A 25395-nucleotide genomic window follows, 5' to 3' on the forward strand; every position below is an offset into this window, starting at 1 on the left:
ACATAAAGATAACAGGAATACCCTCTGCGTCTTATTGCTGTATTTGCAGCAGCTGAAGTTGCAGCCTGCTGCATTGGCAACAAACCAGCCCATGCTGCCTCTCGTTTCTCCGGCTGTCGCGCGTTATGGTCATGGCTCCTCTGTTAACCCGGTAAATGAGATGCAGATTTCCAGCCCTGAATTAATTGACCCTGCATCACGCGCCTTTAAAGACGTGCTGGATCAGCTCGCGCCTACCGATGCCACCGTGTTGATCATCGGTGAAACCGGCACGGGCAAGGAGGTGATGGCGCGCTACCTGCATAATCACAGTGCGCGCAGCCGGCAGCCTTTTCTGGCCGTTAACTGCGGTGCGCTCACCGAGAGCCTGGCGGAGTCGGAGCTGTTTGGACATGAGAAAGGGGCCTTTACCGGCGCACAGGATCGCCATCGCGGCTGGTTTGAAGCAGCAGAGGGCGGCACGCTGCTGCTGGATGAGGTGGGTGAGCTGAGTCCGTCGCTGCAGGTGAAACTGCTGCGTGTTTTACAGGAGCGTGAGATTACGCGCGTGGGGTCGTCCAAAGCGGTGAAGGTTAACGTGCGGGTCATTGCGGCCACCAACCGGGACCTGGCAGTAGCAATTCGGGAACGGCGGTTCCGGGAAGACCTCTACTACCGGCTCAATGTGGCCAGCGTCACACTGCCGCCGCTGCGCCAGCGCTGCGAAGATATTCCGGTGCTGGCCAGCCATTTTCTGCAGCTCTATGCGCGACGTCTGGGACGTCCTCAGTTACGCCTGAGTGAAGAGGCTGTCGCCACGCTGATGGACTACAGCTGGCCGGGCAACATCCGTGAACTGGAGAACACGCTGCATAATGCGGTGCTGCTCAGCAAGAGCTCGCTGGTCACGCCGCAACAGCTTCGGCTGAGCGCCATTGCTGGCAGCGATCTCCCCCCCGGAGAAGAGGCGCTCGACCAGTTTTTGCGTCAGCAGATGCAGCAGAGTGAGACGCCGCTCTATCCCAAAGTGATCGCCGCACTGGTGAAGAATGCGCTGGAACTCACACAGGGCAATCAGCTACAGGCGGCCGCGTTACTTGGGATCAGCCGGCATACGCTGCGCACCCAACTGGGTCATCTGGGCATAATAAAACCGCGTCGCACCTCACTGCGTCAGCGCGACCCTTCTCAGGATCAGCCGCCACAACGGGAGCGGGAACTGCGCATTGGTTATCAGAAATTTGGCAATCTCGGCATCCTGAAAGCGCGTCAGTCACTGGAGCAACAGCTGGCCGATCGGGGCGTCAGCGTGCTGTGGAGCGAGTTTCCTGCGGGGCCGCAGCTTCTGCATGCACTGAGCCATCAGGAAATCGATTTCGGGACCACCGGTGAAGTTCCACCGTTGTTTGCGCAGGCCAGTAACAGCCCGATGGTATACGTCGCCTGGGAACCCGCCGCCCCGCAAAGCGTGGCGCTGCTGGTGCCGAAAAACAGCCCGGTTCAGCACATTGGCGATCTCAGAGGCAAACGCATTGCTGTGAATCGCGGTTCCAACGTCCACTATCTGCTGCTGCAGATTCTGGATGAAGCAGGCCTGGCGCTGGATGATGTCCGTATCGTCTATGCACCGCCAAAGTATCCGCTGACGCCCAGCGATCTTCACGCAGTCGATGCCTGGATGATGTGGGACCCGCTACTCAGCGATGCCGAGAACAGCGGACAGTTTCGTGTCATCGCGGATGGCACCGGCCGGGTCCATAATCATCAGTTTTACCTTGCTGAACGCGGATTTGCGGCGCACTCCGGTGACCTGCTTCAGATACTGCTCACCGCGCTGGAGCAGACCGGCCGCTACATTGATGCGCATCGCGCGGAAGCGGCCGGGCTGCTCTCCACCGAACTGGGTATCTCTGCGACCTCACTGATGCACGCCCTGGCCCGACGCAGTCATCAGACCCAGCGGATGAACTTAGCCATCATCCGGGAACAGCAGACCATCGCTGACCGCTTTTACGCACTGGGGTTATTTAACCGCGCTATTCGGGTACGCGAATCGGTCTGGCATCCATAGTGTTTTTATAGCTAAGCATCGAACATTTCCTCGCTAAGCGCTTCATCCTGCGTTTGTTATGTTGCGCTGACAACAAACAGACTCTGGAATGAGAGATGAAAAAAGTTTTACTTAGCGCATTGATTATTGCCGCCCAGGCAGGCTTAGCGTTCAACACCCAGGCCGCAGCAGAGAAACCCGAAACGGTGAATATCGGCTTTCAGAAAGCCAATATCTTCGCGCTGCTGAAATATCGCGGCACGCTGGATCAGGAATTTAAGAAGCAGGGGATTGCGGTTCACTGGATTGAGTTTCCGGCTGGACCACAGATGCTGGAGGGGTTAAACATCGGCAGTATCGATCTGGCCGCCACCGGCGATGCTCCCCCAACGTTTGCCCAGGCCGCACAGGCCGACCTGGTTTATCTGGCACACTCTCCGGCTAATCCGAAAACCGAAGCGATTGTGGTGCCTGCAGATTCCCCGATTAAAAGCGTGGCGGATCTCAAAGGCAAAAGAGTGGCGCTGAATAAAGGCTCTGATGTTAACTATCTGCTGGTCACCGCTCTGGAGCAGGCAGGACTGAGCTACAAGGACATTACACCTGTCTATCTGCCGCCTGCTGATGCGCGTGCCGCTTTTCAGCGCGGAGCGGTCGATGCATGGGTTATCTGGGATCCTTATTACGCAGAAGTTGAAACCAACGCCCACGCCCGACTGATTAAAAACGCGGAAGGACTGGTGCCGCACTACACCTTCTATCTTGCCAGCCGTAAGTTTGCAGAAACCTATCCGCAGATTGCCAGCCAGGTAGTCGATGAACTGGGTTCACTCAGCACCTGGGCCAATCAGCATCAGGAAGAGGCGGCGAAAATCATGTCCACCTCAACCGGTCTGCCTCAGCCCATCTGGCAGCGCGCGCTGGCGAGAATGCCGTTTGGGGCAGAGCGGATGACGCCTGAAGTCTTCACCCAGCAGCAGGCACTGGCAGATACCTTTACCCGGATTGGTCTGTTGCCGTTGAAGGTCGATATTCGCAGCGCAACCTGGTCGCAGGATAAGAAATAAGGGCTTCAGGCGCCTGATCACTGCTATAAAGAAACAGAGTACTGTTTAAAACTCTGCCAGCTTTGTAAGAGATGCCCTCTACATCAGTAAAGGGCATCAGGAAACCTGCATTAAGAGCAGGATTCAGAAGATATCGTAAAATAATCCAGCACTACATTTTCTGTTTCAGAGAGAAAGCTGCGCTACTTTTTCTTATACACATCAGCCGTGCCTTTAATTTTATTATTTGTATTGGCGGAAGTCAGTACAAACACGTCACCGCCTTTTTCATCTGCCATTTTTGACAACTCCGCTTTTGCATCCGATGGGCTTGTCTCACCTGATGTCGAGATATCACCGATTTTTTCATAGTGGTCTTTTACTTTCATAAAATCATTCTTTGACATCATCTCGGCAGCAAATGAGCCAAACGATAGAGAGCAAATAACCACACCAAAAATTAACTTTTTCATATGAGTATCCTCGAAATGTTGTAAAAGATGAATGGCATTCATGACTACATTTAAAAAATAACAGGCAATATAACCCTCCATTTTAAAGCTTATTCTCCATCCTGCTTTACGCTGACCAGTTCATTCATTTAATCAATGATCTAAATACAGATAATGAATCCAGCTGGTCATTCTTAGTAAAATCTTACGCATGACCGAAACATGGGTGAAGTGGTCAGAATAGACAGCCACCTGAGCAAAAATGCCGTCTGGCAATGCATCGACATCTTTATCTGGAGCTAACTCTATAACCGCTAAAACGCCATCTGACGCTGAAGCCAGACTCAGTGACTGAATCGTTCCCTGGGCCTGAAAAGCTCCGCCAGGAACTACAGGCAGAACTTTGAGTAGCTTTCCTGAAAATACCTGCCCCGGCAGAGCATTAAACACAACTTCAGCCTCATCCCCCTCCGCCAGACGAAGCAGGGAGTTTTGCCTGAACTGCGCAATAATCTGACGTTTTTGTGCCGGGATGAATATCATGACCGGGCGAAGTGGCAGGGCAGCTGCGTAACTTCCGGGGCGGATTAATACCTGCGTGGCATAACCATCACTGGGTGCGCGGACAACGGTCTGCTCCAGATTATATCGGGCTTCGGCAAGCTGCGCTCTCAGACTGGCGATCTGAGATTGTTCACCTCCTGATACACTGTTTAACTGGCTTCGGAGCTGATCCTGTTCCGCCAGAGAGCCTTTTACCAGGGCGTCCTGAGCGAGAAAGGCCTGTCGGGCATTATCAATATCACGTTCTGAGAAAGGGTTAACTTTCGCCTTACTGCCTTTTAAATAGCGCTGATAGTCCTGAAATAATCTATCCCGCTCCGCAGTGACATGGGTTGTGTAGGCAACGGCTTCATTTAATTGTCCCTTCATCGCTTCGATTGCGTTGATAGCGGTGGCAAGGTCGGCCTGTAGCCGTTCAACCCGGACTTTATATCGCGTCTGATCAAGGGTGAATAACATGTCTCCCTTTTTAATCAGCACTTCTTTCTTATCCGTCACGTCAATGACGACACCAGTAACCTGTGGGGTAACAGGGATCGCGACAACCGCTTTTTGTGCGAGCGATGTATAGGGATGGTTATAGTTCATCAGCAGAATAAGTGCGCTGACTAAAAAAATCCCCCCGAGAGCAGCCGTTGGCACGGTCCATTTATTGACGGGGATTCGGAATATTTTAAAAACAGCCCAGGCTATCGCAACGTAACTTAATATAATGAGCAGATCCATATCATCGCTCCGGTCGCAGCGCTTTTGACTCAGCCTGCATACGCTCCAGCTCGGCTACCCGCTGCTGCAATTCCAGTAATGAAGCGTGCTGATTCTGCATACCCCAGCCGCGTTCCGGACGATAAAGCGTGGCCCATATCCACAGGAATGGCCATATGACGTGCAACGTAAAAAGACTGACCCAACCCGCGACGTGAATGGCATCGGCATGAGGATGGTTACGGGATTTCGCAATTAAATAGGGAATATCGTGAAGAACGATAATTCCATAAAAAATAATGATGAAAACTAAAATCAGCATACCCAAAGCAAAATAATTAAGGAACATAGTTGCCTCTGCCACAATGGAATGCGTTTTAAAAATAGATCGATGCCAGGGATGTGTCAATTTGTAATAGATAAAAACGGATACAACCCCCGAACCGTGACATTACCTGAAAAATATGAATTCGAGAAAATTCCTGCCTTAACCCTGAGCATCCTGCTGGTTGATCTTATTGATTACTGATGATTTTTGGCTTTTTATTACATTTCTAATTCATGGCTGTAGTTATCTGTTTGTCTTACATTGCTCAATAGGTTATTTCATCTAACGACTTGATTTAAAATAATTTATAAACTTTGACGTTTGGATCACAATTTTATCTTTATCAGCCTGACTTTGAGAAAAAATATTTATACTTACTTCACTTCGCGCTCCTGCGCTGTTACTGAATTTTCGATCCGGTAATTTTTGATGCATACGCCATCTTATTCACCCTGGATTCATTAATTAAATCATTAATGGTTAGATATCAAATCAAAAAACCATCTTCATCCGGGATGAAGTCATTGACGGCAAGGCACTGATTTATAGAATGTCTGTTTTTTATATCCAGCGTTAAATAAATAATGTTCGGTCCGCCGTTCATCTAAAGACCAGTAAGGTATCGGATCATAAATCGGATATCGGTTTTACTTAGAACAATAAAAAATGGCCTTATGGCTGGATTATTTCTTTTGTCAAACTACGCATTGGTGGATTGATATTTTAGATTCAGGGGATCGACGCTCGAATTTACACCGGCATGCAACAGCTATTTAGTGACAACAGCGCTTTTTGATCTTTTCTGGTAGCCCGAATGGCTGATTACCTTATGTTCATCAAACGCAGGATAATAATATGTTTGAACTGATAAAGGCGGTGGGTTTAGGCCTGGTCGTGCTGCTTCCTCTTGCTAACCCTTTAACTACTGTCGTTCTCTTTTTAGCCCTTGGCAGTCGTTTCAGCTATGTCGAGCGAAATCGTGTATCGATGCAGACCTCACTGTGCGTGTTCATCATTCTTTTAGTCGCATGGTACGGAGGTAAGCTGGTTATGAGAACGTTCGGTATCTCTATACCGGGATTACGCATCGCCGGGGGACTGATAGTGGCTTACATTGGTTTCAGGATGCTTTTTCCTGCAGCCCAGCAGAATGCTCTGGCTGGCGATGAAGGTCAGTCGGAAGAAGCCGTGAGTAAACATGATACGAGCATCGCTTTCATCCCACTTGCCATGCCAGGTACTGCCGGACCTGGTACGATAGCTATGGTCATCAGCTCCGCATCGACGTTAAAGCATGGTGTTAATTTCCCGGAGTGGGTTATCACTGTGGCACCACCGCTTATTTTTTTGGTTGTCAGCCTGATTACCTGGATCTGTCTGCGGAGTGCGGGAGCCATAATGCGGATGCTGGGGAACAGTGGCATAGACGCAATATCGCGTCTGATGGGGTTTTTGTTAGTCTGCATGGGCGTTCAGTTTGTTATTAATGGCATTCTGGAGATCTTTTCGACTTATCCTCGTTAAGTTTTTCACAATCAGACCTTAGAGAGAAACGCCTGGATTTTCATTATTCGGACCTCCATCAGACAGAAGCATAGCAGTCAGACCTGATCTACTTCAGAGACTGGTTATCAGGTCTTCGGACTGCTACTATAAAGACCTGTTAAGCAGTCCTGGAGGCGTTATGCCACACATCATTTTAAGCGATACCAGCGCCAGCGTTAGCGAGCTGAAGAAAAACCCTATGGCCACTGTGAATGCAGGGGAAGGTTATCCTGTTGCTATTCTCAACCGCAACCAGCCTGCATTCTATTGCGTCCCGGCTGAGCTTTATGAGCAAATGCTTGATGCCCTCGACGATCAGGAACTGGTTAAACTGGTCCACGAACGCAGCAACCAGCGTCTGCTGGATGTCGATCTGGATGCGCTTTTGTGAGTTATACCGTCAAATTCAGGGAAGAGGCTTTTAAAGAGTGGCAGAAGCTGGACAAAACTCTCCAGCAGCAATTTGCTAAAAAGCTGAAGAAATGTTGTGACAATCCACATATCCCCTCGGCAAAACTTCGTGGCATTAAAGACTGTTATAAAATCAAACTCAGAGCATCCGGGTTTCGCCTGGTTTATCAGGTGATAGACGATCAGCTGGTGATTGCCGTTGTGGCAGTCGGTAAGCGTGAGCGCAACGATGTTTATCATCTTGCCAGTGACAGGATGCGGTAGTGAAGCCATCCACTTCCACCGGTCTGCCTCAGCCCATCAGGCAGCGCAACCTGGTCGCAGGACAAGAAATAGGCAAACGCCAGCGGCCTCGCTAATCCCTCTCAGGCAATAAGCATGGTGACCTGAAGCAGGGTGCAAAGAAGCAAAACGGCGGGGGAGATAAACGGGGTTTTAGCGAAGCGGCGCTTATATTTCATAGAGTTACATGATGTTTATTTTGTCAGGCTGTGCCATAAGCTGTTCTACACTTACACATTCAATCACGAATTTTGGTTGAAAAAGCAGCATCACGAAGAGGATTACGACAGCAAAGAATCGCGCAGTCGCCTCCCTCAAAACTGATCATGCACGTGAGGAGAACGCTATGAAAGCAGTTGTCTATAACGGACCTTTCGACGTTTCAGTCAAAGACGTTCCGGATCCCAAAATAGTTCGCCAGACAGATGTGCTTGTCCGTATTACCACCACCAATATCTGCGGTTCCGACCTGCATATGTACGAAGGGCGAACCAGCTTCGAGCAGGGTCGCATCTTCGGCCATGAGAATCTGGGGCAGGTGATTGAAGTCGGCAGCGCGGTTGAGCGAGTGAAAGTCGGCGATTATGTCTGTCTGCCTTTTAATGTCGGCTGTGGATTCTGTGAAAATTGCGAGAAAGGGTTAACCGGTTACTGTCTGACGGCCAACCCGGGTACGGCCGGTGCCGCCTATGGCTTTGCTGAAATGGGCGAATGGGACGGTGGACAGGCGGAGTTACTTCGCGTTCCTTATGCTGACTTCAACTGTCTGGTACTGCCTCCCGATGCGGTAGAAAAGGAGGAAGACTACGTTTTACTTTCCGATATCTTCCCTACCGGCTGGCATGCCACTGAACTGGCAGGCTTGCGCCCTGGAGAGAGTGTTGCCATCTATGGTGCTGGCCCGGTCGGCTTAATGGCTGCGCATTCGGCCATTATCAAAGGCGCATCAGAGGTGTTTGTTGTCGATACCCATCCAGATCGACTGGCATTAGCCGAACAAATGGGCGCTGTGGCGATCAATGGTGTGGGTGATGATGCGGTCAATAAAATTCTCGAATTAACTCATGGCCGCGGCACAGATTGCGGTTGCGAATGTGTGGGTTATCAATGCTGCAATAAACATGGCCACGAGGATAACTCAGCCACGTTAAATAGCCTTGTCGCGTCAACCAAAGCTACTGGCGGCATTGGTGCAGTAGGCGTTTTTGTTCCTCAGGATCCCGGAGCAGCGACCGATCTGGCAAAAGAAGGCAAAGTGCCTTTCGATTTTGGTAATTTCTGGTTCAAAGGCCAGTCAATAAAGACCGGGCAATGTAATGTAAAAGCGTACAACCGCCAGCTCGCCCGGCTTATCCATCACGACAGAGCTAATCCGGCGCAGATTATCTCGCATCGTCTTGCACTGGCAGATGCCCCCGAAGGCTATAAGCATTTCGATGATCGTGATAATGGCTGGACAAAAGTCATCCTGAAACCCTGATTCGTGACTCAGAGGGTATCAGTCACATTCAGGCTGTGGTGAGAGGGACAACAAAAACAGTCTGTTTGTGGCGGGTGCTTTCATGGAGTGTTATGCCCTTATGGACGTGAGGCGAAAAGCACCAGGGCATTTTGCAAATCATACCGAACGACTCTTCGCTAAATCTTCGACATTTAATCGCATCAACAAGATAGGGTCAGTTTGCGCTCTGCAAAGGTTCAGGCTTGTAACTGCTATTCAACACCGACAAATCCACTGTTTTAGCCGCCCGATCAAGGTCATACGCAGCCTGAATGCGAAGCCACATCTCAGGTGTACTGCCGATCACTGCGGCCAGTTTGATAGCCATCTCAGGCGTTACGGCGGTGATACCAGAAACCATTCTTGAGGCTGTAGAGGGTGCGATAGCCAAAGCGCGGGCTAACTCCCTGATTCCGATATCGAGATCTTCCATGATGTCGGAAATAACTTCACCTGCGTGTGGGGGGTTATGCATTGTCATTAGTGATAATCCTCATAATTTAGAATCCAGGCGTCACTGTCTTTAAACTCAAAAGTAATGCGCCAGTTTCCCGTAACAGTTATCGACCAGATACCTTGTCTGTCACCTTTAAGGGGATGCAGCCTATAGCCACTGAGATTCATGTCCTCAATTTATATGAGAGAAGCTGTGGAAGAGGCTAAGCCGAAATTAATCTTAGCGTTAAGCAAATCCATTATTTAACATAATTAGTATTGTACGCATTAATTCCATCTCAACTTCGAAGTTGAAGATTTGATTACCATACCTGAACGGGTATAATCATTCCATCGATACCAGGAAAGGTATGATCAATGACTGATCAGGATGAGAAGCCGCTAATCTGGATAGGCAGCAGCAGAAAGGATTTGCAGACTTTGCCCAGAGAAGTACAACGATTCTTTGGTTTTGCGCTGGATTTTGCTCAGCGAGGTGAGAAACATGATGATGCGAAGGTGCTGAAAGGATTTGGCGGAGCCGGCGTATTAGAAGTTGTAGAGGATGATATCAGCGGGACCTATCGTGCAGTCTACACAGTGCGGTTTGCTGAAGCCATCTTTGTGCTGCATGCTTTCCAGAAGAAAAGTAAGCGTGGTATTGCCACGCCAAAGGAAGATATGGAGATCATTAGAAACCGTCTAAAAGTAGCTGAAGCTGTAGCTTTGGAGATTCGTAATGAAAAACAAAACCATTGATAACGTTGCTGTTGAATATGGCACAGGTAATGTCTATGCCGACCTCGGTGTGGCTGATGCAGATAAACAGAAAATAAAATCCGGACTGGCCATCGAAATCATAAAATCTCTACGGCGTCTTGGACTGACACAGGCAGAAGCAGGTAAACGAATGGGAATAAGTCAGGCCAAAGTGTCCAATTTATTCAGAGGCGATTTTACTAATCTTTCAGAGCGAAAGCTGATGGACTGTCTGAACCGCCTTGGCTGCGATATTGAGATCGTTATACGTCCTTCGTCTTCCGAAACCGGACAACTGCGACTGGCTCAATCTCGCCCGTGATATGAGCTTAAACAAACTCGCTACCCTTTCATCTCAGCCCCTGGAAGCAATTTATAACCTGAATACGATAGCGGCTAAAATCGCCTGCACGAGTACCTAAATCCCGCCTGCGGAGCAGCCTGAATTTTATTTTTTTCTGAGTCTCAAACCTGTATTAAGACCCAAATCTTGAGCAATCCTCGCCCGTGTCCTACCTTCAATCAGCGCCCATAACGCCTCACAATCATACTCGCCAGGTCAACTGGAGGCCCCAATGAGCAACATTAGCAATCCCGAATCCTATAGCGGCACCCTGTTTTTCGATGTCAACGAAACCTTGCTGGACACCACCGAACTGAACCGGGTTGTCGCGCAGCGGCTTGGCGACAGACCGGAGCGAGCCGAGGCCTGGTTTACCTCGCTGTTACATCATTCACTGGTCGAGTCAGTGACGAGCAGCTGGCATAGCTTTGGTGAAATCGCTGAAGCGGTACTGAAGATGACGGCCGCGCGTTACGGCGTTACTCTGCCGAAAAACGCGATGCCGCTGGCTGAGATCATCGCAGCGATGCCAGCCCATCCTGACGTTTCCGCGGGGTTGACTGCCTTGCAGCAGCAGGGTTTTACGCTGGTTGCGCTGACCAACTCTTCAGCTGCCTTAGCAGAAAAACAGCTGGGTTCAGCCGGGCTGACGCCGCTGTTTACGCGTATTCTCAGCGTGGAACAGTGCAGGTTTATAAACCCAATTTGAGAGTCTATCAGTGGGCTATGAAGGAGATAGGCAAGCCGGTAGCAGAGTGCATGATGATTGCCGCGCATGGCTGGGATGTGGGCGGAGCAAAACGTGCCGGGATGAAGACCGCATTTGTCAGCCGTCAGGGACAGGCACTGTATCCGCTGGCGCCTGTGCCCGATTTGACCGTCAGTGATATTGGCGAGCTGGCTGCAAAGATAAAACCGCTTTGCTAATCAGCCGTCAAGCGCTTATCCCTGTATGCCAATAGCGTTAATCGTTGCCCGAAAACGCTAATAAAAGGCGTAGTTGATGCGAAAACAATAACGCCTCTCGAATCAGGGTTTAATTACGATGCACAGCAGCCCGATAACGATAATCACCACGCCCGCCAGGCTATGCCAGCTGAACGCCTCATGGAATATCGGCAGGCAGACAGCCACCAGCCAGACCAGCACGTAACTCAGACTGAGCAGCGGATAGACCCGGTTCAGCGGAAAATAGTGCAGCGCCCGAATCCAGCAGAGCATGGAGACACCGTACGCGCCCAGCCCGGCAAGCAGCAGCAAGGCAGGAAGTATGGCAATCGCAGGCAGCGACGTGAGGCTACTGACATCGGGCAGGCGCGGCATCGCCCAGCGCATCATCAGTTGTGCCGCTGAAACCAGCAGCACGCTGCACGCAACCCATCCGTACCCTTTCATAGCTGGCTCGCCATCAGTGCCACACCCGTCACCACCAGCAGGGTACCGGCGATCTGACGCAGCGTCAGCCGTTCACGCCAAAGGATGCGTCCGGCCAGCGCAACGAAGATGAAGTTCAGGCTCAGCATCGGATAGGCCTGGCTGACAGGCACCCGCTGCAGCACCAGCAGCCAGAGGAGCATCGCTATACCTAGCAGCAGCACGCTCACGCCAATCCAGCTCAGGCGAACCCGACGCGATGCCGCGTGAGTCGCCTGTTTCTGGCACAGCTGCGCGCTGCAGCTCAGCAGACTCACCAATATAATCAGCAGCAGCATCTACTTCATCTGACTGTAATAGAGGCAGACCAGCCTGCCCTGCCGATAGACGGCGTCCGGCACCGGAACATCCTCGCCGATATCACTGTGTGGCGAATCAACCAGCAACAGCAGTGACACGCTTCCCGTGCGGCGATGATCGGCAAGCCAGCCGCCGAAGTCTGCCTGAGAGACAAAGCGGGATTGCGCATCCGGGTAGCTCAGCCCATATTCCAGCTCGCCTTTAGTGTCATAGAAACCGATATCGCTGCGTTGCAGATGCCAGGCTGCCGCAGAGGCCACGCCGGGATTATCCGCCAGAATAAAGTGGCTGGAGGCCAGGCGCTCGCTGATCGTTGAGACAAAGTGCTGCGGCTGTTTGGCGTCCCGGATTTTGTCCGGGATCGCCGTGCCAATAAACAGGGCAACACCCAGCGGGCAAAGCGCGGCCGCCAGCCAGCGGCGCTGTGAAGATCGGCAGCTGTATGCGCCGACCAGGCCCCAGATCAGAAACGCCAGTGCCCCCAGCGCCAGTTTCAGCATCTCGTGGGTGGCGAACAGCGGATGATGCGTCACGCTCCAGGGCGCGAGCACCAGCACGACCGTTGCCAGGGTGAGGATGCCGAAAACCAGATTAAGCCAGCCATTGACGGTTAATGCGCGCCCTGCCCGCTGCGCGGCGTTCTGCCCATAGTGCGCCATCAGCAGCGACAGCGGCACAAAACACGGCAGGATATAGGTCGGCAGCTTGCCTTTTGCCAGGCTGAAAAATAGCAGAGGCATCACCGTCCAGCTCAGCAGATAGAGCGCACCCGGATGCTGCTGACGCTCGCGCCAGCCGGTCATCAAAGCGCCTGGTAACAGCGCCAGCCACGGCAGCGTTCCCAGCACCAGAACCGGCAGGTAATACCAGAAAGGCGCTTTGTGCTGCGCATTCTCTTCAGCAAAGCGCTGGATATGCTCCACCCAGAAGAAGTAGTGCCAGAAATCGGGGGCCTGATGGTAGATCGCCAGCGCCCAGGGCGCGCTGATCGCCGCAGCAGAGAGAATCGCCAGCGGCCCGAAGCAGAGTAGCTCCAGCACTCTCCTGCGCCAGACCACCCACGGCAGTATCGCCAGCACCGGCACCGCCAGCGCCAGAAATCCTTTGGTCATGAATCCCATGCCGCAGGCGAGACCCAGCAGCAGATAACCGCCCACACGTCCGGCACGTCCGCTGGCCTCCATCGCCAGCCAGAAGCTGCACATCCCGGCCGCCAGCCAGAGCATCAGCATCGGATCGAGCACCGCATAGGTGCCGACGCCATAGACCAGCAGCGAACTGAGGAAAATCAGGCTACCGATAGCGGCGGTGCGCGCCGAACCAAACATCCGCCTGCCGAGCCAGAAGATCAGCGCGGCAGTGATCGCCGTTGAGAATATCGAACCAGCCCGTACGCCAAAGTTGTTATGACCGAACAGCCACTGGCCCAGCGAATTGACCCAGTAGCCAGCAATCGGTTTTTCAAAATAGCGCAGGCCGAAGAAGTGCGGCGTGACCCAGTTACCGGTGGCCAGCATCTCCCGACTGATCTCCGCATAACGGGTTTCATCCGGTTGCCAGAGGTCGCGCAACATCGGTGGGATCAGGTAATAGAGAACAAAAAAGCCGAAAAAAAGTAGCCACTTCGTGTTGTTACGTATCCGCACTAGTTCGCCTCTTCAGTCAGTTTCTGGCAGCCCAGCCACCCTTCCCGTCCGGGGATTTCGCCTCTGACTACCCTGCCCACCGGTAAGGTGCTCAGATCGTCGGGTAGCAGTTCGCTCAACGGGCAGAACTGAATGCCGTTACGGGCCGCAGCAGTCAGCAGCCGATCAAAGTCCGGGTAGCCAATAATCCCTTCGACTTCGGCATGTATGGTGTAGACCGCACCCTCGTCAGAAGCGAGCATCTTCGCCAGAATATAGTCGTTATAGCCTTCTGCGCTGACCTCACGGCCAACCACTTCATCCCATGTGGGTAGCGTCACCGGGATCTGTACGGTACCGATCTGTCCATCCGGCAGCATGGGCCGGAATGGCCCGGTGCCGCGACAGTCGCTGTTGTAGTGAAAGCCAAAGTCCTGTTTGGCGGCGATCACCCGGCCATCAGCGCGCCAGCCTGCGACGGCTGAGCAGCTGACAGGATGACCCAGAATCTCACTCAGCGTTTCGGTGCCGCGCGCTATCTGCTCCACCAGCTTATCCTGTGGCCAGACACCGGCCCAGGTCTGCCAGGCAAAGTGGTCCCAGGCGTGCAGCCCCATTTCGTGATAACGGGCGGTATCCTGAATGATATGCCGCAGGCCGCGTCCCATCTGTTTTCCCGGCCAGGCCGTTCCGGCGAGCAGGATGTCCCAGCCATAGAGCGATGCCGCGCGGGAGCGCAGCATCTTCACCAGAAACGCCGGTTTCACCAGCCGCCAGAGATGACGGCCCATGTTGTCCGGTCCCACGCTGAAGAAAAAGCTGGCCCGCACCGCATGGCGCTGGAACAGCTCAAGCAGCGCCGGCACGCCCTGCTTCGTGCCGCGCCAGGTATCTACGTCAATCCGCAGACCGATCTTCTTCATCACTTATCAGCCTGTTGCTCAATGGTACGCAGGAAGAAGTCGAGCGTGTTGTCGATAGTGACATCCATCGTTACGGTCGGCGTCCAGCCGAGTAAGCGACGCGCATTGCGAATGGCCGGTTTACGGTGCTCCACATCCTGATAGCCTTTGCCGTAATAGCTGCTGCTCTCTACTTCGCGGAAACCGGCAAACGGCGGGAACTGGCTGCGCAGCGGATGACGCTCGAAGCTTTCCAGCAACTGCTCGGCCAGCTCTTTGATACTGGCTTCGTTATCCGGGTTACCGATATTGATGATCTGACCATCACAATTCTGCTGCTTGTTTTCGATGATGCGGAACAGTGCTTCCACACCATCACTGATGTCGGTAAAGCAGCGTTTCTGTTTGCCGCCATCGATCAGCTTAATCGGTGAACCTTCCACCAGGTTGAGGATAAGCTGAGTGATCGCACGGGAGCTGCCGATGCGCGCCGCATTGAGGTTATCCAGACGCGGCCCCATCCAGTTGAACGGACGGAACAGGGTAAAGCGCAGCCCCTCTTTTTCGCCATACGCCCAGATCACGCGGTCCAGCAGCTGTTTGGATACGGAGTAGATCCAGCGCTGTTTGTTGATCGGCCCGACCACCAGATTAGAGGTATCCTCATCGAAGCTGTCATCGGTACACATGCCGTAGACTTCTGATGTGGATGGGAAAATGATGCGCTTCTGATACTTCACACAGTCGCGGATGATTTTCAGGTTCTCTTCGAAATCGAGTTCAAACACGCGCAGTGGATTGCGGGTGTACTCAATCGGCGTAGCGATCGCCACCAGTGGCAGAATGACGTCACATTTTTTGATGTGATACTCAATCCATTCGGAATGGATTGCGATATCCCCTTCGACGAAATGGAAGCGCGGATGATCCAGGAAGCGGCTGATAGCGTCTGAACTGATATCCAGACCATAGACTTCGAAATGCTCATCCTGCAACAAACGCTCGGTGAGATGATTACCGATAAAGCCGTTAACGCCCAGGATCAGCACGCGCGTACGACGCTGCAGCGCCGACTGCGGTTTTGAATAGAGCAGTGCCCCAGGCACCATGCCCAGACTCTGCGCCAGCTGACTGCCGTTCATGTAGACGCCATGCTCAGACTGTCCGGTCTGGATTTCCAGCGCGCCCTCGCCACAGGCGATCAGGAACGGCTGTTTAGAAAGCACTGTGCCCGGCTTCGCCTGATGCTGCTCCGGATGTACCCGGCTCTTCCAGACGATAAATTTAACCGAACCGGCAAAAGCGAAAGCGCCAGGCCAGGGATCGGTGACCGCTCTGACCAGATTGTGAATTCTCTCAGCAGGCTGGTTCCAGTCAATACGGCCATCTTCGGCCGTGCGACGGCCCACACGGGTTGCCTGGCTCTCATCCTGCGGCCACTCACTGACCTCACCTTTACGCAGGCGAGGCAATACGTCGTTCAGCAACTGCTCTGCGGCCTGGGTCAGTTTGCGATGCAGCGTCAGCGCGTTGTCCAGATCCTCAATCGCCACCGTCTGCTGCGCCAGAATATTACCGGCATCCGCGCGTTTCACCATGCGGTGCAGTGTCACGCCCGTTTCACGCTCGCCGTTGACCAGCGCCCAGTTCAGCGGTGCACGGCCACGGTATTTTGGCAGCAGCGAGCCGTGCAGGTTAAAGGCGCCCTTCTCAGCGCATTGCAGGATCTCATCGCTCAGCAGATTGCGATAGTAGAAGGAGAAGATCATCTCTGGCGCCATGGTGCGTATGCGGTCCAGCCAGATCGGGTGATTCGCCTCGTCCGGTGCATAGACCGGAATACCGTGCTCGGCCGCCAGACGGGCTACTGAACCGAAAAAGGCATTTTCGGTCGCCACGTCGTTGTGAGTAAAAATGGCGGTGATCTCATAGCCTGCACTCAGCAGGGCATTGATGCCGACACAGCCCATGTCGTGATAGGCGAAAACAACGGTCTTCATGATTGAGTATCCTGTACTGAAGGCTCTTCTGGAGCCTGAACAATGCGTTGAACGAAATAGCGCGGACGCGCCCGAACGTCGTTATAAATGCGCCCGATGTACTCCCCGAGCAGTCCCATACCCACAAACTGGGCACCGATAAACATGAACAGCACGGCGAATAACACGAAAACGCCGTCACCCGCCCAGGCCGCACCAAAGAAAAGTCGCAGGATGATCAGTACCAGCGAGAAGGCGAAGCCGGAGAGCGCAATCAGGCTGCCCACCACGCTGAGCAATCGCAGCGGCGTAGTGGTCAGGCAGGTCACGAGGTCATACATCAGGTTGATCAGGCGCATAAAGCTGTATTTCGAATCACCAAAGGCCCGCTCGGCGTGGATTACCGGCAGCTCAATGGTGTGTCGGGCAAATGTGTTGGCCAGAATAGGAATAAACGTGCTGCGCTCATGGCAGTTGAGCATCGCCTCGACGATATGGCGGCGATAGGCGCGCAGCATGCAGCCGTAATCTCCCATCGCTTTGCCGGTGACCCGCTGAATCAGGTGGTTGAGCGTGCGCGAGGCCTTACGGCGGAACCAGGTGTCCTGGCGCTGCTGCCGGACGGTGCCCACCACGTCATAACCCTGACGCGCGGCGTCTACCAGGCGCGGGATCTCTTCCGGCGGGTTCTGCAGATCGGCATCCAGCGTAACAATCAGATCGCCACGAACCTGGCTGAAACCGGCCATGATGGCGGAGTGCTGACCGTAATTGCGGTTGAGCAGCACGCCCTTTATCCGGCTGCCAGGAACGACAGAGGCCTGCTCAATCAGTTCGGCTGAACGGTCACTGCTGCCGTCATCCACCAGCAGGATTTCATACTCAATCTTAATGGAGTCACAGGCAGCGGAGGTACGATGAAGCAACTCCGGCAGGCTCTCCTCCTCGTTATAGACCGGGATGACCACGGAGAGCATATTGATCGGTTTGATATCGCGCATCTCAGGCTCCTGCAATGTCATGTAAAGCCTGAATTACGCGCCCGACATCCTGATCCGTCATTGACGGAAACAGCGGAATCGAACACATCTGCTGGCTGTTTAGTTCACTGGCGGGCAGACGTAAGTCGGGATAGTGCTCGCGGTAATATTTGTGGGTATGTGCTGCACGGAAATGCAGACCGCTGCCAATATCCCGCGTCTTCAGTGCCTGCATGAATGCGTCACGCGACAGACCGCAGCGCTGTTCATCAATGCGGATAATAAACAGGTGCCAGGCATGCTGATGTGGCCAGGCGGGCAGAGACAGCGGTGTAAATGGCAGCGCGCGCAGTGCGTCAAGATAGCGTTCAGCAATCTCACGGCGGCGGGCAATAAAGCCCGGCAGTTTCTGTAACTGCACCAGCGCAATGGCTGCGCTGATATCGGGCAGATTGTATTTAAAGCCCGGCATCATCACTTCTGCCTGCGGCAGACGCCCCTGGGTCTGGCGGTCAAATGCATCCACCGCCAGGCCATGGAACTTCAGGCTGCGAATACGATCGGCGAGAGCGCCGTCATCGGTGACCACCAGGCCCCCTTCGGCGCAGGTGATATTCTTGATGGCGTGGAAAGAGAAGATCGCCGTACCGCGATGCCCGACCGGCTTTTCGTGATAAGTCGTGCCCACCGCGTGAGCCGCATCTTCGATGATGGCGATGCCATGCTGCTCAGCAAGCTCATAAATTGGGTCGAGATCGGCGGGAGCACCGGCGTAATGCACCGGAATAATGGCGCGGGTACGGGGCGTAATGGCCTGAGCTATCCGTTCCGGCGTCACCATCAGGGTGTCTGGATCGACATCAATCATCATCGGCGTTGCGCCCAGCAGCGTGATCAGGTTCAGGGTAGAGACCCAGGTCATGGACGGCGTGATCACCTCATCACCAGGCCCGATTCCCATCGCCATCAGCGTGACATGCATTCCCGCAGTAGCTGAACTCACCGCAATGGCATGCTGGTTGCCGGTCAGCTGAACAAAGGCCTGCTCCAGTTCGGCGCATTTTGCGCCGGTTGTTATCCACCCGGAGTCAAATACCGCTTTAACAGCAGCCAGCTCTTCATCACCAAATGAAGGGCGGGAAAATGGCAAAAAATCCATGCTAAAACTCCTGCAGATCAAACCCATAAGCTGTCGCATGTTGTTAATCAGGGACAACGCCGGAAAAAAGATTGGAATAGCGATTTATCAACATCCGGATATGGCGTTATCGACACCACGTTTTCCCGTTCTGGAATTAAGGTTACCGGACTGCTAATACAAACTACCGTATGAAACTTAACTGAACATTAAATGAATAGCGTGAATTACAATAAAATCAAGGCGCAGTGAGTTAAGGGTTTCCGAAAAAGTTCACTATTAGTTTGCTAATAATGACTCTGACCTCAACTCTTTTTGATTTATTTATATTTTGTTTAAAAAGAGCAGGATCTTAGTGTCATCAGGCCAGAAATTAGCGCACCAGAGCGAAGTTACTTCCTGATGTAAAATTTAACACACTGAAATTTAAGGGTTATCTTCAACCGCCTCGCTCTGGTTTCATATTCACAAAAATACCGCCCTGCTGATTTCAGTAAAATCACAGAGTAATAATATCGTCTTAATGTATTCTTAATATTGTTAGTTATTAATGTTCCGCCCTCTCAATAATCATGACAGTCTGGTGAATCTATGATGACAGTCAGTTAATATCTGTCAGATTATCTGTGCCTGTATGGTAAAAACAGTGCTAAAAAAAGTGAATAAGATCGCGGTTTCAGGCGTTAACGTTTGGTCTGCCTAAGAAAGAGAAAAATAGTGATGATACGTACCGCCTGTTTATGCACTTTGTTCGCCCTGCTCAGCCCGGTGCTTCATGCCGCTCCGGTAACGTATGCCATAACGCCCGATAAAACATCGATTGGCCTCTCATGGCGTGCTTTTGGTCACGACTTTTCGCAGGCCAGACTGCAGGGCGTGACCGGCACGCTGACGCTCAATCCCGATGAAGATCGGGACGATCGAATTGAAGTGACTATTCCGGCAGGCACGCTGGTGGCCTCGAATAGCCTGTTAACCTGGCAACTGAAAAGTGACCTGTTTTTTGATGCGGAGCGCTACCCGCAGATTCATTTTGTGAGCACACGCGTTGCCTCACTGGGTGACGGTAATTACCGCATTTTTGGCGTGCTGACGGTTAAAAATGTCAGTCGGCCAGTAGTGATGCGGGCCTCGCTGGACAGCGGTAAGACGATTGATCCGGCATCACGCTCGCTGGCGCTGCATGCCTCCACAGCTATCTCACGCTCCGCCTTCGGCATGGATCGGCTGGTGGGTGTGGTTGATGACCGCGTAAACATTGCGCTGGCCATTGCTGCGCAGGCCAGATAGCCGCTGTTCCGTCTCCGCCTCAGAAAAGCCGGTTCAACCAAGCGCGGTCTGCAATGTTTCCGCTGTGGCAGCCAGCTGAGCCGAGGGGTTGCGGCCAATCAATACATACTGATAGCCGTCGCGCGTCCACCAGGCCAGTTGCATGCCGTGGCGCTGTTCGCGGGCAATCGGGTTGGTATCCTGCTTTGCAGGCGAGATACAGAGCGCCATCGGGCCATAATCAGCGTGCAGCCAGGCAATCTGCGAAATCGACGTCCTTTCGTAGCGCAGGATCCGGACCATTTTCAGTTCAGCTCCTGGCAGGTGCAGTTGCTGCGGATGCAGCTGCAATCCTAAATCGAGTCGGGTTCGGTCCAGGCCCCTCTGCAGCATGGCAGCGTCATTGGGCGTATCGGCCAGCGTTTCAGCACTGTAGAGCGACATGTAACGTGCTTCCAGATCGCGGATATTCTGGCTTTCATCCTTTTCACCTTCTGACGGTCTTGCCAGAAAACCGATGCTGCTGCCCACCAGCAAAAAACTGACTGATGCCGCAATCAGTGTCCGACGGCTGTAGCCTTCTGCGGGCATCGGGGCGGGTGCCGGAATGTCCGCCAGTCGCTGCGCCATTCCTGCCTGCGGTGCCTGTTCGAGTAGCGGCGCAAACGCCTGCTCAAAATCGAGACTGCTGTGCTGGAATTGCTCAACCCGCGCGGCCAGTTCGGAATCCTCAGCTATCGCCTGTTCAAACCGGGCGGCTTCCTGCGGAGTCATCTCACCATCCAGCCAGGCGACGATTGCCTCATCGCGCCACGGTGGCGTAAAAGTTTCCCTGTTCATCTCCGTTTCTCCTGCGGTGCGGACGAGATCGCCGGCTGCCTTGCCAGCGTGGCACGGGCAGCGGCCAGACGGCTCATTATGGTGCCAATCGGAACGGCCAGCGTTTCCGCCGCTTCCTGATAGGTCAGCCCTTCAACGTAAACCAGAAACAGCGCATTACGCTGCGCCTCGGGTAAGGCGTTAACCTGCTGCATAATCCGCTGGAAATGACGGTTTTCGTCGCTGGTGGCGTGGTTATCTGCGGCCAGCAGCGCATCGGGATCAACGAATCCCTGCCCCTGCCGCACCTTTCGTGCCCGTAAATCGCTGACCCAGATGGAGTGAAGGATCGAAAAAAGCCATCGATCAATACGCGTGCCCGGCGTGAACTGCGCGCTGCGTTCCAGCGCGCGTACACAGGTTGACTGGACCAGCTCTTCTGCCATGTCGCGGTTATGCGACAGCACATAGCCGTAACGCCAGAGCCGCGTCAGATGTTCCGCAAGGTGCTTACGGATGTCACTGTGAGTGATTTTACGCTCCTCCCTGCCGCATCAGACCTCGGGATGACCATTGATTGCGGCCTGCAGATCGCGGTACTCCTCGCAATCTGTGCCACAGATTCCGGCAATAGTTTGTAACTGTTCGCGCGCCAGGTCGGGACGCCCTTTGATCATCCAGGCTTCGCCCAGATATTCACGCACTTTAGCGTAACGGGGATCGAGTGCAATGGCGCGCTGGTAATAACCAATGCCCTCATCCGTGCGGCCCAGTTTGCGGGTGGCATAACCCCGATAGTTCCAGGCTTCGCGGGTATCCGGGTTTTTCAGCGTATCCAGCAGGTTCAGCGCCGCCTGATATTCGCCCTTTTTCGCCAGATGATAAGCGTAGCGCGTTTTATCGTCGTCACTCAGCTTGCTGGTTTTCTCGGGCACGCAGCTTTTAGTCTGACTGTCATAGACCTGACCTTTGGGGCAGTCAGGCGTTTTTTTCTCACTGTCATTGTCGCCCATCGCCATGCTCAGCGGAGAGTGCAGCATTAGCAACAGGGCCGGAACAGCAAGCAGAGAAATACCAGAGCGCGTTGTCATAATTTATCCTTATCGGGGCGGTGAGGCAGGCGATAATGCCTGCCGGATGCAGTCCGCTATCGCGGCGCTATACGGTAAACAGCTCAGCGCCGGTTTCTATTCGATAAAAATAAAATTATTTTCTGTCAGGCTGCCAGGCTGAATCAGAACCGAAGTGTTTCCACCTGACAGAAGCGCCGTTCCGCCAGGGAGATCACCGCAGCTTCTGCGATCGCCTGTGCTTTCAGGCCGTCCTCCAGGCCCGGCAGGTCGTCAACCTGCTCACCGTTAAGGGATCGGATAAACGCATCCAGATGAGCATAATAGGTTGGCTGCACCCGGCTGAACCAGTCGGGCAGCAGACCTGGCTGCTGAATCTGCGCGCCCTGATAGCAGCTCACGCCGCGCTGCGCCTGAGAGGCCGATTCCAGCATCCCGTCTGGTCCCATCACACTGATGCGTTCATCGTAGCCATAGCCGGTGCGGCGGGTATTATCGAGCTGTGCCAGCGCCCCGTTCTGCAGCCGCAACAGCAATGTGCTGGTGTCCACATCACCAAATTCACTGATAGAAGGCAACGCCAGCGCTGCGCCCATCGCTGCTACTTCTGTTACCTCATCTTCAGTCAGCCAGCGCAGCAGGTCGAAAAAGTGGATAGCCTGATCACGCATCTGCCCCCCGGACGCCTGAAGGTAGGCCAGCGGCGGCATTGCCGAGGAGCGGCAGACCATCTGAATCAGTTCCACCGGGCCAATCCGCCCCTGACGGAGTTGCTGCTTCAGCTGCTGATGGCTGACATCGAAACGGCGGTTAAATCCCACCGTGACCGGCACGTTGTAAGGGAGGACGTTAGCTACGGCCGTGCGGGCACGTTCCAGTGATAAATCGACCGGTTTTTCACAGTAGATTGCTTTACCGGCGCGGGCAGCGGCTTCCAGCAAATCGGCATGGGTTGGCGTCGCGCTGGCGATCAACACCATGTCAATCTGCCCATCATTTATCGCCTCTGTGACAGACGCGACCCGGGCACCATAGCGGGTCGCAAAAGCTGCAGCGCGCGCCGGTTCCGCATCCGCCACCCACACCAGCTCTACTCCGGGATGCGCCTGAAGATTCGCGGCATGAACTTCACCAATAAAGCCACACCCCAGCAGGGCAACACGTTGCTTTTTATTCATTTATTTGAACTCCATCATAGTCCGGCAGAAAGCTGCATCAGCAGAATAGCGCTGCGTTTTACACTCACGGCATGGTGTTTTGAGGTGTTTACCTCAGAGGAGATCGGCATGTCGCTGAAAGAAGTCGCCCGACGGGCAGGTGTGGGACTGGCAACCGTGGACCGGGTGCTTAATGAACGTGGCGGCGTCGCGCCGGAGACGGTTCACAGGGTACTGCAGGCAGCACGGGAAATCGGCCTGAAGCGGATCCTGCCTGAGGAGCATCGTCATTCCTGGCAGATAGAACTGCTGCTGAGCAGCAACGATTCGTTTTTCTTTAAACAGCTGGCGCAGGATTTTACGGAGGTCGCCTCGCATCTGGGCTATCGCCGGTTAACGCTGCATCGCACCTTTGTTCCGGAGGCACAGCCTGAGCGACTGGCGAAACTTATCAGACAGGGTGGTGAGACGCGTGATGGGCTGATCGTTTTTGCCCATGAACATCCGGCGATCTATGAGGCGCTGGACCATTGCCAGGCGCGTGGCGTACCGGTGATCTCGCTGGTCACCGATTTACCCGGTGCCGCCCGGCTCTGTCATGTGGGGATCAATCAGTTGCAGTCCGGACGTACAGCCGCTCAGCTGATGGGCAAGATGCTGCATCAGCCCGGTGAGGTGTTGATGGTCAGTGGGCACCGGGATTACAGCGCGCATCGTCAGCGTATTGAAGGGTTTCGTGATCTGATAACCAGTCGGTTTCCCCATCTTCAGTTACGTGAAGTTCTGGCCGCCCAGGAAAATCGCGACACCCTCAGTAAGTTGCTGGAGAAGCAGCTGGTTCAGAGCGGTCATCTGCAGGGCATTTATAACACCGGGCTGGGGAATACCGAGATCGGGCAGGCGCTGGCACGACATCGTCGGCTGAATCAGTGCATCTGGATCACTCATGAGCTTTACGCCACCACCCGCACGCTGATGGCGCAGCAGAGCGTTGCGCTGACACTGGATCAAAACACCCGGCAGCATGCCCAGCTCGCGCTGCAGCTGATGCTGAATTATCTGGAGCAGGGAGCGAAACCCGATGAGTATGTCAGCGGGAAAGTGGACTTCATGATTTATACCGCCGAGAACTCAATATGAAGCAAACCGTCAGGTCATGCTATCCAATGAGGGCACGGATTTTTTGTTGTGGAGGTTACGCTGATGAGATCTGTTGAATGCCCTCGAGAAGGCCCAGCGGATAACGCGATTTTAATTTTATACAGCAACACCTTTCCCCTGTTCGCCTGAATCAGCAAGAGCTTCAGAACGGTAAACACCGCCACCAGTCAGACTTAAAAACTGGATTTAATATAAATATTAAAATATAAATCTATATATATTCAACTTTTCGTTTTAATGCTTCATCCCAATCCAGAGTTGCTATCATCGCCTCGGACCTGGCAGACCGACACCGCGCTGCAACGAAAAAAAACTATCAACTTAGCCTCCCTGGCCCTGGAGAGCTGAGCAAAATGAGCAATAGTGGTGCTGATACGCAAAGGCGGGTAACTGATAAAGCACGTTTTGTATAAAATTTGATAAATATCAAGCATGGCTGGGTTTTTAATGGCGGAGTCGCGTTACGTTTTCACTTTCTGCGGGTGCGATGCTAAATTCTCATCCGTTTAAAGACCGGGCAACTTGCAGACCTTTTTTAAAACTGTGTTGACGAGACGGTTATCCTGAAATTTCCTGCACCCGCAACGGTGCCTGGCTGATTAATGAGAGTCTGGTTTGGAACACTATTTATCTCCGGTACGAACCACTACAGAGAGAGTACTGCACGCGGTTATTTTCGAAGTTGCTGCTAATGTGCTGGTTTTTATTATCCTGATTATCTGGGCTTCTGCAGCGCCTGCGCAATCGGCACTTTTAACTATAGTCTCATCAACGCTGGCTATGGGATGGAACTATCTGTTCAACCTGATATTTGACAGTGTTCAGCTAAGAACAGGATTTAAAAAAGACTGGCGAATGAGATGCCTCCATGCCGTTCTGTTTGAGGCCGGTCTTTTATTAGTGTTGATACCCTTTGCAGCATGGTGGCTGGATATTACGCTACCCGAAGCGCTGAAACTGGAGTGTGGACTGGTGATCTTTTTTCTGGTCTATGCATATTTTTTCAATCTGATATGGGATTACGGCAGAGCTACACGAAGAAAATAAAAATAAATTCATTGAGTTATGAACATTTCAAGTTGGCAAAACTGATTTATTAACCTTCCGCTTAGCCGGGTAAGTGAAGCGTCAGATGCGACACTGTGCATCTGAACGCATCCA

Annotated in this window: 28 protein-coding genes and 1 pseudogene; 13 read left to right on the forward strand and 16 right to left on the reverse strand. The window is 53.2% G+C overall.

The genetic code is table 11. The annotated features are described in order from the left end of the window. Nucleotides 1-160 precede the first annotated feature (160 nt). Nucleotides 161-2050, forward strand: a complete 1890-nt coding sequence (locus ACN1CO_RS13760) for an aliphatic sulfonate ABC transporter substrate-binding protein (protein WP_419139391.1) — start codon at nucleotides 161-163, stop codon at nucleotides 2048-2050. A gap of 95 nt (nucleotides 2051-2145) precedes the next feature. Next, the gene (locus ACN1CO_RS13765; protein WP_419139392.1) at nucleotides 2146-3096 is read left to right on the forward strand and encodes a sulfonate ABC transporter substrate-binding protein; all 951 of its coding nucleotides are present in this window, start codon (nucleotides 2146-2148) and stop codon (nucleotides 3094-3096) included. 182 nt (nucleotides 3097-3278) lie between these two features. Here ACN1CO_RS13765 and yahO read toward each other — a convergent pair whose 3' ends face one another. The 3 genes from yahO to ACN1CO_RS13780 all read right to left on the reverse strand — a co-directional run bounded on the left by yahO (nucleotide 3279) and on the right by ACN1CO_RS13780 (nucleotide 5145). Further along, nucleotides 3279-3548: a DUF1471 family periplasmic protein YahO gene (gene yahO, locus ACN1CO_RS13770; RefSeq protein WP_419139393.1), complete on the reverse strand. Its 270-nt coding sequence runs from the start codon at nucleotides 3546-3548 to the stop codon at nucleotides 3279-3281. Between the two features lie 132 nt (nucleotides 3549-3680). Further along, nucleotides 3681-4817 (reverse strand): HlyD family secretion protein, encoded by a 1137-nt coding sequence (locus ACN1CO_RS13775; protein WP_419139394.1) that lies wholly within the window; start codon nucleotides 4815-4817, stop codon nucleotides 3681-3683. A 1-nt stretch (nucleotide 4818) separates the two neighbouring features. Continuing rightward, nucleotides 4819-5145 carry a DUF3302 domain-containing protein gene (locus ACN1CO_RS13780; protein ID WP_419139515.1) on the reverse strand — a complete coding sequence of 109 codons (327 nt, stop codon included), beginning with the start codon at nucleotides 5143-5145 and terminating at the stop codon, nucleotides 4819-4821. Nucleotides 5146-5979: 834 nt separating this feature from the next. On the opposite strand from ACN1CO_RS13780, the gene ACN1CO_RS13785 reads away from it, so the two are divergent. The 4 genes from ACN1CO_RS13785 to ACN1CO_RS13800 all read left to right on the forward strand — a co-directional run bounded on the left by ACN1CO_RS13785 (nucleotide 5980) and on the right by ACN1CO_RS13800 (nucleotide 8842). Continuing rightward, nucleotides 5980-6648, forward strand: coding sequence for a MarC family NAAT transporter (locus ACN1CO_RS13785; protein ID WP_419139395.1), 669 nt, complete (start codon nucleotides 5980-5982; stop codon nucleotides 6646-6648). 160 nt (nucleotides 6649-6808) lie between these two features. After that, entirely contained in the window at nucleotides 6809-7060 is a 252-nt protein-coding gene (locus ACN1CO_RS13790) for a type II toxin-antitoxin system Phd/YefM family antitoxin (RefSeq protein ID WP_419139396.1), read from the forward strand. Next, nucleotides 7057-7344 carry a type II toxin-antitoxin system RelE family toxin gene (locus ACN1CO_RS13795; RefSeq protein ID WP_419139397.1) on the forward strand — a complete coding sequence of 96 codons (288 nt, stop codon included), beginning with the start codon at nucleotides 7057-7059 and terminating at the stop codon, nucleotides 7342-7344. Before ACN1CO_RS13790 ends, ACN1CO_RS13795 begins: the two co-directional genes overlap by 4 nt. 364 nt (nucleotides 7345-7708) lie before the next feature. Next, the gene (locus ACN1CO_RS13800) at nucleotides 7709-8842 is read left to right on the forward strand and encodes a glutathione-independent formaldehyde dehydrogenase (protein WP_419139398.1); all 1134 of its coding nucleotides are present in this window, start codon (nucleotides 7709-7711) and stop codon (nucleotides 8840-8842) included. Nucleotides 8843-9038: 196 nt separating this feature from the next. Here the strand turns inward: ACN1CO_RS13800 and ACN1CO_RS13805 are convergent, their stop codons facing one another. Continuing rightward, nucleotides 9039-9344, reverse strand: a complete 306-nt coding sequence (locus ACN1CO_RS13805; RefSeq protein WP_419139399.1) for a HigA family addiction module antitoxin — start codon at nucleotides 9342-9344, stop codon at nucleotides 9039-9041. Then, nucleotides 9344-9484: pseudogene (locus tag ACN1CO_RS13810) on the reverse strand (type II toxin-antitoxin system RelE/ParE family toxin); the annotation flags it as partial. The pseudogene ACN1CO_RS13810 and the gene ACN1CO_RS13805, both read right to left, overlap by 1 nt. A 192-nt stretch (nucleotides 9485-9676) precedes the next feature. Here ACN1CO_RS13810 and ACN1CO_RS13815 point away from each other — a divergent pair. From ACN1CO_RS13815 to ACN1CO_RS13830, 4 genes are all read left to right on the forward strand, one after another. After that, nucleotides 9677-10057 carry a type II toxin-antitoxin system RelE/ParE family toxin gene (locus tag ACN1CO_RS13815; RefSeq protein WP_419139400.1) on the forward strand — a complete coding sequence of 127 codons (381 nt, stop codon included), beginning with the start codon at nucleotides 9677-9679 and terminating at the stop codon, nucleotides 10055-10057. Next, entirely contained in the window at nucleotides 10038-10379 is a 342-nt protein-coding gene (locus ACN1CO_RS13820; protein WP_419139401.1) for a helix-turn-helix domain-containing protein, read from the forward strand. The genes ACN1CO_RS13815 and ACN1CO_RS13820 overlap by 20 nt, the downstream gene beginning before the upstream one ends. Before the next feature lie 253 nt (nucleotides 10380-10632). Beyond that, nucleotides 10633-11109, forward strand: a complete 477-nt coding sequence (locus tag ACN1CO_RS13825; RefSeq protein ID WP_419139402.1) for an HAD family hydrolase — start codon at nucleotides 10633-10635, stop codon at nucleotides 11107-11109. A 17-nt stretch (nucleotides 11110-11126) separates the two neighbouring features. Further along, a complete protein-coding gene (locus ACN1CO_RS13830) occupies nucleotides 11127-11327 on the forward strand; it encodes a hypothetical protein (protein ID WP_419139403.1) in 201 nt (66 codons plus the stop codon). A gap of 102 nt (nucleotides 11328-11429) precedes the next feature. On the opposite strand, the gene arnF is transcribed toward ACN1CO_RS13830, so the two are convergent. Genes arnF through arnB form a run of 7 tightly spaced genes read right to left on the reverse strand, consistent with a single transcriptional unit; the run spans nucleotide 11430 to nucleotide 18779 of the window. Next, nucleotides 11430-11795 carry a 4-amino-4-deoxy-L-arabinose-phosphoundecaprenol flippase subunit ArnF gene (gene arnF / locus ACN1CO_RS13835; RefSeq protein WP_419139404.1) on the reverse strand — a complete coding sequence of 122 codons (366 nt, stop codon included), beginning with the start codon at nucleotides 11793-11795 and terminating at the stop codon, nucleotides 11430-11432. Next, nucleotides 11792-12112, reverse strand: coding sequence for a 4-amino-4-deoxy-L-arabinose-phosphoundecaprenol flippase subunit ArnE (arnE, locus tag ACN1CO_RS13840; protein ID WP_419139405.1), 321 nt, complete (start codon nucleotides 12110-12112; stop codon nucleotides 11792-11794). The genes arnF and arnE overlap by 4 nt, the downstream gene beginning before the upstream one ends. Further along, on the reverse strand, nucleotides 12113-13780 hold the full coding sequence (arnT, locus tag ACN1CO_RS13845; RefSeq protein WP_419139406.1) for a lipid IV(A) 4-amino-4-deoxy-L-arabinosyltransferase: 1668 nt from the start codon (nucleotides 13778-13780) through the stop codon (nucleotides 12113-12115). Further along, on the reverse strand, nucleotides 13780-14682 hold the full coding sequence (arnD, locus tag ACN1CO_RS13850) for a 4-deoxy-4-formamido-L-arabinose-phosphoundecaprenol deformylase (RefSeq protein ID WP_419139407.1): 903 nt from the start codon (nucleotides 14680-14682) through the stop codon (nucleotides 13780-13782). Before arnD ends, arnT begins: the two co-directional genes overlap by 1 nt. Beyond that, entirely contained in the window at nucleotides 14682-16661 is a 1980-nt protein-coding gene (gene arnA / locus ACN1CO_RS13855) for a bifunctional UDP-4-amino-4-deoxy-L-arabinose formyltransferase/UDP-glucuronic acid oxidase ArnA (RefSeq protein WP_419139408.1), read from the reverse strand. Before arnA ends, arnD begins: the two co-directional genes overlap by 1 nt. After that, nucleotides 16658-17641: an undecaprenyl-phosphate 4-deoxy-4-formamido-L-arabinose transferase gene (gene arnC, locus ACN1CO_RS13860; protein WP_419139409.1), complete on the reverse strand. Its 984-nt coding sequence runs from the start codon at nucleotides 17639-17641 to the stop codon at nucleotides 16658-16660. The genes arnA and arnC overlap by 4 nt, the downstream gene beginning before the upstream one ends. A 1-nt stretch (nucleotide 17642) precedes the next feature. Further along, nucleotides 17643-18779: a UDP-4-amino-4-deoxy-L-arabinose aminotransferase gene (gene arnB / locus ACN1CO_RS13865; RefSeq protein ID WP_419139410.1), complete on the reverse strand. Its 1137-nt coding sequence runs from the start codon at nucleotides 18777-18779 to the stop codon at nucleotides 17643-17645. A gap of 699 nt (nucleotides 18780-19478) precedes the next feature. Between arnB and ACN1CO_RS13870 the strand changes: the two genes are divergently transcribed. Further along, entirely contained in the window at nucleotides 19479-20048 is a 570-nt protein-coding gene (locus ACN1CO_RS13870) for a YceI family protein (protein ID WP_419139516.1), read from the forward strand. A gap of 33 nt (nucleotides 20049-20081) precedes the next feature. Here the strand turns inward: ACN1CO_RS13870 and ACN1CO_RS13875 are convergent, their stop codons facing one another. From ACN1CO_RS13875 to ACN1CO_RS13890, 4 genes are all read right to left on the reverse strand, one after another. Next, the gene (locus tag ACN1CO_RS13875) at nucleotides 20082-20867 is read right to left on the reverse strand and encodes an anti-sigma factor family protein (protein WP_419139411.1); all 786 of its coding nucleotides are present in this window, start codon (nucleotides 20865-20867) and stop codon (nucleotides 20082-20084) included. After that, nucleotides 20864-21313: a sigma-70 family RNA polymerase sigma factor gene (locus ACN1CO_RS13880; RefSeq protein ID WP_419139412.1), complete on the reverse strand. Its 450-nt coding sequence runs from the start codon at nucleotides 21311-21313 to the stop codon at nucleotides 20864-20866. The genes ACN1CO_RS13875 and ACN1CO_RS13880 overlap by 4 nt, the downstream gene beginning before the upstream one ends. 87 nt (nucleotides 21314-21400) lie before the next feature. After that, nucleotides 21401-21937, reverse strand: coding sequence for a tetratricopeptide repeat protein (locus tag ACN1CO_RS13885; protein WP_419139413.1), 537 nt, complete (start codon nucleotides 21935-21937; stop codon nucleotides 21401-21403). Between the two features lie 143 nt (nucleotides 21938-22080). Then, nucleotides 22081-23094 (reverse strand): Gfo/Idh/MocA family oxidoreductase, encoded by a 1014-nt coding sequence (locus ACN1CO_RS13890; protein WP_419139414.1) that lies wholly within the window; start codon nucleotides 23092-23094, stop codon nucleotides 22081-22083. Between the two features lie 108 nt (nucleotides 23095-23202). Here ACN1CO_RS13890 and ACN1CO_RS13895 point away from each other — a divergent pair, with 108 nt between their 5' ends. Next, complete coding sequence (locus ACN1CO_RS13895; protein WP_419139415.1) at nucleotides 23203-24213, forward strand: LacI family DNA-binding transcriptional regulator; 1011 nt, start codon at nucleotides 23203-23205, stop codon at nucleotides 24211-24213. Between the two features lie 636 nt (nucleotides 24214-24849). Continuing rightward, the gene (locus ACN1CO_RS13900) at nucleotides 24850-25281 is read left to right on the forward strand and encodes a PACE efflux transporter (protein ID WP_419139416.1); all 432 of its coding nucleotides are present in this window, start codon (nucleotides 24850-24852) and stop codon (nucleotides 25279-25281) included. The last annotated feature ends 114 nt before the right edge of the window (nucleotides 25282-25395 follow it).

This window comes from Pantoea sp. R13S299, assembly GCF_048515925.1.
Taxonomy (GTDB): domain Bacteria; phylum Pseudomonadota; class Gammaproteobacteria; order Enterobacterales; family Enterobacteriaceae; genus Pantoea.

Bases quoted from the DNA above. Each gene is read 5' to 3' on its own strand.
- arnD (WP_419139407.1), bottom strand. From the start codon at position 14,682: ATGAAGAAGATCGGTCTGCGGATTGACGTAGATACCTGGCGCGGCACG.
- ACN1CO_RS13825 (WP_419139402.1), top strand. From the start codon at position 10,633: ATGAGCAACATTAGCAATCCCGAATCCTATAGCGGCACCCTGTTTTTC.
- ACN1CO_RS13800 (WP_419139398.1), top strand. From the start codon at position 7,709: ATGAAAGCAGTTGTCTATAACGGACCTTTCGACGTTTCAGTCAAAGAC.
- ACN1CO_RS13870 (WP_419139516.1), top strand. From the start codon at position 19,479: ATGATACGTACCGCCTGTTTATGCACTTTGTTCGCCCTGCTCAGCCCG.
- arnA (WP_419139408.1), bottom strand. From the start codon at position 16,661: ATGAAGACCGTTGTTTTCGCCTATCACGACATGGGCTGTGTCGGCATC.
- ACN1CO_RS13785 (WP_419139395.1), top strand. From the start codon at position 5,980: ATGTTTGAACTGATAAAGGCGGTGGGTTTAGGCCTGGTCGTGCTGCTT.
- ACN1CO_RS13760 (WP_419139391.1), top strand. From the start codon at position 161: ATGCAGATTTCCAGCCCTGAATTAATTGACCCTGCATCACGCGCCTTT.
- arnB (WP_419139410.1), bottom strand. From the start codon at position 18,779: ATGGATTTTTTGCCATTTTCCCGCCCTTCATTTGGTGATGAAGAGCTG.
- ACN1CO_RS13790 (WP_419139396.1), top strand. From the start codon at position 6,809: ATGCCACACATCATTTTAAGCGATACCAGCGCCAGCGTTAGCGAGCTG.
- ACN1CO_RS13820 (WP_419139401.1), top strand. From the start codon at position 10,038: ATGAAAAACAAAACCATTGATAACGTTGCTGTTGAATATGGCACAGGT.
- ACN1CO_RS13780 (WP_419139515.1), bottom strand. From the start codon at position 5,145: ATGTTCCTTAATTATTTTGCTTTGGGTATGCTGATTTTAGTTTTCATC.
- arnC (WP_419139409.1), bottom strand. From the start codon at position 17,641: ATGCGCGATATCAAACCGATCAATATGCTCTCCGTGGTCATCCCGGTC.
- ACN1CO_RS13815 (WP_419139400.1), top strand. From the start codon at position 9,677: ATGACTGATCAGGATGAGAAGCCGCTAATCTGGATAGGCAGCAGCAGA.
- ACN1CO_RS13895 (WP_419139415.1), top strand. From the start codon at position 23,203: ATGTCGCTGAAAGAAGTCGCCCGACGGGCAGGTGTGGGACTGGCAACC.
- ACN1CO_RS13875 (WP_419139411.1), bottom strand. From the start codon at position 20,867: ATGAACAGGGAAACTTTTACGCCACCGTGGCGCGATGAGGCAATCGTC.
- yahO (WP_419139393.1), bottom strand. From the start codon at position 3,548: ATGAAAAAGTTAATTTTTGGTGTGGTTATTTGCTCTCTATCGTTTGGC.
- ACN1CO_RS13765 (WP_419139392.1), top strand. From the start codon at position 2,146: ATGAAAAAAGTTTTACTTAGCGCATTGATTATTGCCGCCCAGGCAGGC.
- ACN1CO_RS13830 (WP_419139403.1), top strand. From the start codon at position 11,127: ATGAAGGAGATAGGCAAGCCGGTAGCAGAGTGCATGATGATTGCCGCG.
- arnE (WP_419139405.1), bottom strand. From the start codon at position 12,112: ATGCTGCTGCTGATTATATTGGTGAGTCTGCTGAGCTGCAGCGCGCAG.
- ACN1CO_RS13890 (WP_419139414.1), bottom strand. From the start codon at position 23,094: ATGAATAAAAAGCAACGTGTTGCCCTGCTGGGGTGTGGCTTTATTGGT.
- arnF (WP_419139404.1), bottom strand. From the start codon at position 11,795: ATGAAAGGGTACGGATGGGTTGCGTGCAGCGTGCTGCTGGTTTCAGCG.
- ACN1CO_RS13885 (WP_419139413.1), bottom strand. From the start codon at position 21,937: ATGACAACGCGCTCTGGTATTTCTCTGCTTGCTGTTCCGGCCCTGTTG.
- ACN1CO_RS13775 (WP_419139394.1), bottom strand. From the start codon at position 4,817: ATGGATCTGCTCATTATATTAAGTTACGTTGCGATAGCCTGGGCTGTT.
- ACN1CO_RS13805 (WP_419139399.1), bottom strand. From the start codon at position 9,344: ATGACAATGCATAACCCCCCACACGCAGGTGAAGTTATTTCCGACATC.